Annotated in this window: 1 protein-coding gene; it reads left to right on the top strand. The window is 75.8% G+C overall.

The annotated features are described in order from the left end of the window. A partial coding sequence (locus tag MHW47_RS34435) for a DEAD/DEAH box helicase (protein WP_239227768.1) occupies window positions 1–2,417 on the top strand: 2,417 nt, incomplete at its 5' end. Window positions 2,418–2,561: the final 144 nt, after the last annotated feature.

A 2,561-nucleotide genomic window follows, 5' to 3' on the forward strand; every position in this document is an offset into this window, starting at 1 on the left:
TCCCGCTGCCCGACCGGGCCCCGCCCCGGCTGCCCGCCCCCGAGCCCCTGATCGGCGCCTTCCTCGACGCCGTCGCCGACACCCTGCCCCGCACGCCCGCCGCCGCCTCCGCCCTGGGCGCCCCCTTCGCGGCGGACGCCCCCCAGTCCTTGCCCGGCGCCCGGGAATGGGCCGTGGAGGTCGCCTCCGGCCTGGACGCCGGGGTCCGGATCTCACTGCGCCTGGACCTCTCCGGGTACGCCCTCTTCGACACCGCCGGCCCCGGTGAGGAGACCGGCGCCTCCGGACCGGACCGCCCCGCCGCCGCCCGGCACGCCGCGGCGGCGGTCACCCAGGTGCACAGCCTGGCCGACCCCACCCACGTCGTGGACGCTGCGGCGCTGTGGGCCGGGGAGGCGGGCGCGCCCTTCGGCCCCCGGGCCCGGGTGGACACCGCGCTCGCCCTGCGCCGGGCCGCCCGCGTCTGGGCCCCGCTCGACCGACTCCTCGACCAGCCCGTCCCCGACGTCCTGGCCCTCGACGAGGACGAGCTGTACGAACTCCTGGGCGACGCCGGGGCCCGGCTGGCCGCCGCCGGGGTGAGCGTGCACTGGCCCAGGGAGCTGGCCCGCTCGCTCACCGCGACGGCCGTGGTCCGGCCCGCCCCCGGCACGGCCACGGACGGCACCGCCTTCTTCGACGCCGAACGCCTCTTCGCCTTTGACTGGCAGCTCTCGCTGGGCGAGGAGCGGCTCACCGAGGCCGAGATGGACGTGCTCGCCGAGGCCCACCGGCCCGTGGTGCGGCTGCGGGACCAGTGGGTCGTCGTGGACCCCGCGCTCGTCCGCAAGGCGCGCAAGCGGGAGCTTGGCCTGCTCGACCCGGTGGACGCCCTGGCCGTCGCGCTGACCGGCAGCGCGGAGGTGGACGGCGAACAGGTCGAGGCGGTCCCGGCCGGCGCCCTGGCCCGGCTGCGCGACCGCCTCCTCGCCGACGACCCGCCGCCCGCCGCGCCGCCCGGACTCCACGCCACCCTCCGCGACTACCAGCTGCGCGGCCTGGCCTGGCTGGACCGGATGACCTCGCTCGGCCTCGGCGGCTGTCTCGCCGACGACATGGGCCTCGGCAAGACGATCACCCTGATCGCCCTCCACCTCCACCGCGCCCACCCCGCGCCCACCCTGGTGGTCTGCCCGGCCTCCCTCCTGGGCAACTGGCACCGCGAGATCAACCGCTTCGCCCCCGGCGTCCCCGTCCGCCGCTTCCACGGCACCGGCCGCACCCTCGACGGCGCGGACCGGGGCTTCGTCCTCACCACGTACGGCACGATGCGCTCCAGCGCCGCCGAACTGGCCGCCCACCGCTGGGGCCTGGTCGTCGCCGACGAGGCACAGCACGTCAAGAACCCGCACTCCTCCACCGCCAAGGCGCTGCGCACCATCCCCGCCCCGGCGCGGGTCGCCCTGACCGGCACCCCGGTGGAGAACAACCTCTCCGAGCTGTGGGCGCTGCTCGACTGGACCACGCCCGGACTGCTCGGCCCGCTCAAGGCGTTCCGCGCCCGGCACGCCCGGATCGTGGAGAACACCGGCACGGCGGCCGGCCTCGGCAACGACGAGGCGGTGGAGCGGCTGTCCCGGCTCGTCCGGCCCTTCCTGCTCCGCCGCAAGAAGTCCGACCCCGGCATCGCGCCCGAACTGCCGCCCAAGACGGAGACCGACCACCCCGTCTTCCTCACCCGCGAACAGGTCACGCTCTACGAGGCCACCGTGCGCGAGACCATGGCGTACATCGAGGCGTCCGAGGGCATCGCGCGGCGCGGCCTGATCATGAAGCTGCTCGCCTCCCTCAAGCAGATCTGCAACCACCCCGCGCAGTACCTGAAGGAGGACGCCTCCCGGCTCACCGGCCGCTCCGGGAAGCTCGCCCTCCTCGACGAACTCCTCGACACGATCCTCACCGAGGACGGCTCCGTCCTCGTCTTCACGCAGTACGTGACGATGGCCCGGCTGCTGTCCGCCCATCTGGCCGCGCGCGCGATCCCCTCCCAGCTCCTGCACGGCGGCACCCCCGTCGCCGAACGGGAACGGATGGTGGACCGCTTCCAGTCCGGCGAGGTCCCGGTCTTCCTGCTCTCCCTCAAGGCGGCGGGCACCGGCCTCAACCTCACCCGCGCCTCCCATGTCGTCCACTACGACCGCTGGTGGAACCCGGCCGTCGAGGAGCAGGCCACGGACCGGGCCTACCGCATCGGCCAGACCCAGCCCGTCCAGGTCCACCGCCTCATCGCGGAGGGCACGGTGGAGGACCGCATCGGCGAGATGCTGCTCGCCAAACGCGCCCTGGCCGACGCCGTCCTCGGCAGCGGCGAGAGCGCGCTGACCGAGCTGAGCGACCAGGACCTCGCCGACCTCGTCTCCCTGCGGAGGCCGTCATGACCCCCGGCCCGGCCCGCCGCCCGCAGCAGGCCCGCCCCGGCGCCCGCTCCCGCCCCGGCCCCGACGACCTGCGGCGCACCTTCGAGGCCGTGCCCGCGCGCACCTCGGGCGAGGGCGAGCCGTTCGCCGAGAGCTGGTGGGGCC

It is taken from the genome of Streptomyces sp. OfavH-34-F (assembly GCF_022347745.1).
GTDB lineage: Bacteria > Actinomycetota > Actinomycetes > Streptomycetales > Streptomycetaceae > Streptomyces.